Source organism: Actinomycetota bacterium, from assembly GCA_036280995.1.
Classification (GTDB): Bacteria; Actinomycetota; CALGFH01; order CALGFH01; family CALGFH01; genus CALGFH01.
The window spans coordinates 1-3,945 of the sequence record DASUPQ010000861.1 but is presented as its reverse complement, the minus strand read 5'-3'; the positions used below and the strand labels follow the sequence as shown (position 1 = coordinate 3,945).

The following is a 3,945-nucleotide window of genomic DNA, read 5'->3' as shown; positions in this document are numbered from 1 at the left end:
GGTCTAGGTGGACGCAGCAGCAACAGCAGCCGAACGACGACAGCCTCCCCTTGAGCGGTCCTTGGCAAACCTGGTCGCCCTCGGCCCAACGCTCGATCGTTGCGACCGCGGATCACCAACCGCTAGATCCGTAGGCTGGTGCTCAGGGTCCACGCCGTCAGTCCGAGTGCTGTCCGTGCAGCTCAGGTCTGGGGCCGCCGCCAGCCTCCTCGACCACGGCGGGAGGTCGTGCTCTGCGGAACGGGCTGGTGGCGGGGGCGAGCAGCACCAGGGCCAAGTCGTCGTTGAGTCGTCCACCGGCGTGGGCCAACAGCAGCCCGACCAGGCCGTCCAGGGCATGGCCCAGCGTGGCCGCGGTGAGACAGGCCTCCACCCGGTCATCCAGCTCGAACTGGCGCCCGTCGGCCGCTCGCGCCTCCACCAGCCCATCGGTGTACAACAACAGCCGATCCTCGGGCCCCAACCTGACCTGCTCCACCACCGGGGTCGGGTCCAGGCCCAACGGAAGGGCTGGCTGGCGTGGCTCCACCAGCCTCCGCCCGGTCGGCTGGACCAGCAACGGCGGCGGATGCCCGCAGTTGACCAGCCGCAGCCAGCCCTGCGGGCCGAACTCGACCAGGACCACGGTGACAAAGTCCTCCTCGCCCAGCTGGGCGCTGACCCGGCGGTCGAGCGCCGCCACCAGGCCCCCCAGGTCAGCCTCGGCGAAGGCGGCCTCGCGGAAGCAACCCAGGACCACCGAGGCCAGCTGCACCGCCGGCAGGCCCTTGCCGCGGACATCGCCCACGATCAGCCGCAGCCCGTGGGGAGTGAACGCGGCATCGTAGAAGTCCCCGCCGATCAACGCCTCCTCGGCAGCCGACAGATAGCGGGTGGCGAAGCTCATCGCGCCCAAGCGGGCCGGGATCGGCCGCAGGATCGCCCGCTGGGCGACCTCGGCCACCTGGGTGATCTGGGCCAGCCGCCGTTCCCGGCCAGTGCGGCTGAACGCGATGGCCGTGGCGAACCCCCCGCCCACAGCCACCACCGAACAGCGCACCAGCTGGTCGGCGGTGCCCCAGATGTGATCAACCGGCCCGAGCACCACCGCCAGTCCCAAGGCGTAGGCGGCGACCAGGCCGGTGCGGGGCCCGTCCAGGCGGATCGCGGCCAGCATCGGACCAGCGATCAGCAGCCCGATCAGGACGAGCCGCTCACGCAGCAGTGCATCGGTGAGCGCCACTGTGGTGGTGACCCCAACGGCGGCCAGCATCCATCTGGTCTTGGCCCGCACCTGACCTCCCACCGCAGGTGACCATGGCCGACAAGGTCTGGGCCGGCACGACAACGGCTCCAGTATGAACCACCATCACCACCCGCTACCAAGCCAACCAACCAGGGGGCTGGCAGGCCTCGAACCTGCGACCGCGGGACTATGAGTCGGTTCAGCGAGAACCGCTCGACCGCGGCGACAACATGGCTCAGGCGACCGTCACGCCAGTCACCGTCGGTGCTTGGCGCCGAGCTGCTCGGGCTGGGCTGATCGCCTGGCTGGTCCTGGCCGGTGGCGTCCATTGCGACCAGGCAGCCGTGGCGGCCAGGCGCGCCCCGAGGCGCCGCCGCCAGCATGCTGGCGACGCGAGCAGCACCAGCGCCGCGGCACCGGCCAGCACCGTCAGCTCCCGCGGCTCGCCGGGCCGCCAGCGTCCCTGCCCAGCTGGTCGAGGGCGGCGGGCGGCGCCGGCGTGGATCGCGCCTCGACGGCGCGGCCGCCGGTCACGCTGGCGATGGCTGCGAACAGGGCCGGGTCGGGTGCCATGGATTGCCGCGACCCGGGAAGATGGGTCTGCGGCGGAACCCGTCCGGCGTGCCGACGGCGACCGCGAAGACGGGGACATGCCGCTCCGCCGTCGGCGGCGGACGACGTTGGTCCAGGATCCAGCTGCGAGGCCAAACTCGCTGGCAAAGCCAACGAAGGCTTGAAAAAGTGCGTCCATGCCCGAGGACTACTTCGGCGAGCGTGTGGCGGCGCGGTACGACGAGTCGTCGGCCGACCTGTCCGAACCGGCGGCCGTCGACCCCGTTGTCGACTTCCTCGCCGCCCTGGCCGGCCACGGCGCCGCGCTGGAGTTCGGCATCGGCACGGGCCGGATCGCCCTCCCCCTCGCGCACCGCGGCATCCGGGTGCACGGGATCGACCTCTCCGAAGCGATGGTCGCGAGGCTGCGCGCGAAACCAGGTGCCGAGCAGATCGACGTGACGATCGGCGACTTCGCGGCCACCACCGTCGACGGTCGGTTCTCGGTCGCCTACCTCGTCTTCAACACGATCATGAACCTGACGACCCAGGACGGGCAGGTCGCGTGCTTCCAGAACGTTGCCGCCCATCTCGAGCCGGGCGGGTGCTTCGTGATCGAGGTCATGGTTCCGGCGCTCCAGCGGCTGCCACCGGGCGAGACCGTGCGGCCCTTCGACGTGACCCCAACCCATCTCGGCTTCGATGAGTACGACGTCGCGTCGCAGGGCCTGATCTCACATCACTACTCGGTCATCGACGGCAACCTGGAGGTCGGTTCGATGCCGTTTCGCTATGTGTGGCCGGCGGAGCTCGACCTGATGGCGCGACTGGCCGGGATGAGGCTGCGTGAGCGCTGGAGCGGCTGGCAGCGCGAACCGTTCACCAGCGACAGCACCAGCCACGTCTCGGTCTGGGAGAAGCCGGCGGCGCGTTCCCGCAGCTAGCGATACCACTCGACACTTCCCGCCGGGGGTTGGGGCGAGACACGCCCTGAAGCAGGTCCTGCAGCCCGCACGCCGTGGTGATCTGGAGCTGGTCGTTGCCGTCCAAGCGGACCGCGACGGCGGTCGCGGTCTCCGGCCAGGTCGCCACCCATCGGCGGCTGATCGCAGCGCTCCACCGATAGCTGGACCACCGCGCATACCACAGGTGGACCGAGGCCGGTCGCGCAGCACCCCGCCGCCCACTCAGCAGTCCGGCGCGCCACAGGCACGTGCGGCGGCGAGCACGCGGAGCATCCATGGCTGGCCACGGACACGCCGCTCCAGGGGCGGCCGTGGCGGCTGGGACGCCGCCTTCGCCATGCTCGCCGGGGGCCGCCCCGATCCCGGCCTCCAGCGGCCAGACGGTCCGGGTGCGGACAGGGTCTAGGCCCGAGGCTGCTGCCACCGGGTGACAGGCGGATGGGAAGCTGCGCAGGTCACTGCACCCCACCCGATACCCGCGGCCCCGACCAGGCCACCTGTTTGATCTGCTGGTCGCAGGCTATCTGCACCTCGGCGGCCTCAGGCTGCACCGTTGCGGCGGACGCGTTGTGGCGGGCAGGTTAGCCCAGCCCCCGCTTGCCTGCATCGACAGCCCGAGGCCGCCGCTCACCTCCCGCCACCCCAGCCCATGGCAGCTCGGTCGCTCATGTGCTCCAAGGCAGCGGCCAAGCGACTGGCGCGGCCGGGTCGGCCGGGGCGGCAGTCATGGCGTCGCCGCCGGATCCGCGGCGGGCCGGCGGCGACGGTGGTGCTGGAGCACGGCTGCTGGTTGAGCCTGGAACCGGGCGACCAGGGCGTGGGCGTAGCTGGCGCCGAGCCCAGCAGCGGCGGCCAGCTGCCCAGCGCTGACCGGCGCGCCACCGGCGCTGAGCGCGCGTAGATGCGCCCGGCCTGCGCGCGCTTGGTCAGTACCTCAGCGCCTGACGGCGGCGCTTCGGCGCTGCTGGCGCCTCCTCCCAGGTCCGCGGCGTTGTGGCGCCCCTGGTCGGCGTCGCTGGTGATAACCACCACCAGGTCCAGGTCGGGGATGACCTGGATGAGCTGGCCGCCATATCCCATCCGCAGAACGACCGCGGCCGATCCCTTCAGGATGACGCCACCCCCCCACCACGACCTTCGTTCGGTCGTGCGTGCGCCAGCGCCAACTGTGCGTTTCAACCAAGCAGGACACAAGAGCCGACG

Annotated in this window: 3 protein-coding genes; 1 reads left to right on the top strand and 2 read right to left on the bottom strand. The window is 71.4% G+C overall.

Annotated features, from left to right (window positions below; translation table 11 throughout):
- Positions 1–157: 157 nt before the first annotated feature.
- Entirely contained in the window at positions 158–1,273 is a 1,116-nt protein-coding gene (locus VF468_28900) for a PP2C family protein-serine/threonine phosphatase (protein ID HEX5882306.1), read from the bottom strand.
- 701 nt (positions 1,274–1,974) lie between these two features.
- On the opposite strand from VF468_28900, the gene VF468_28895 reads away from it, so the two are divergent.
- Positions 1,975–2,721, top strand: a complete 747-nt coding sequence (locus tag VF468_28895; GenBank protein ID HEX5882305.1) for a class I SAM-dependent methyltransferase — start codon at positions 1,975–1,977, stop codon at positions 2,719–2,721.
- Here VF468_28895 and VF468_28890 read toward each other — a convergent pair.
- Positions 2,657–3,019, bottom strand: a complete 363-nt coding sequence (locus tag VF468_28890; protein HEX5882304.1) for a nucleotidyltransferase family protein — start codon at positions 3,017–3,019, stop codon at positions 2,657–2,659. The two genes, VF468_28895 and VF468_28890, sit on opposite strands and share 65 nt — an antisense overlap.
- Between the last annotated feature and the right edge of the window lie 926 nt (positions 3,020–3,945).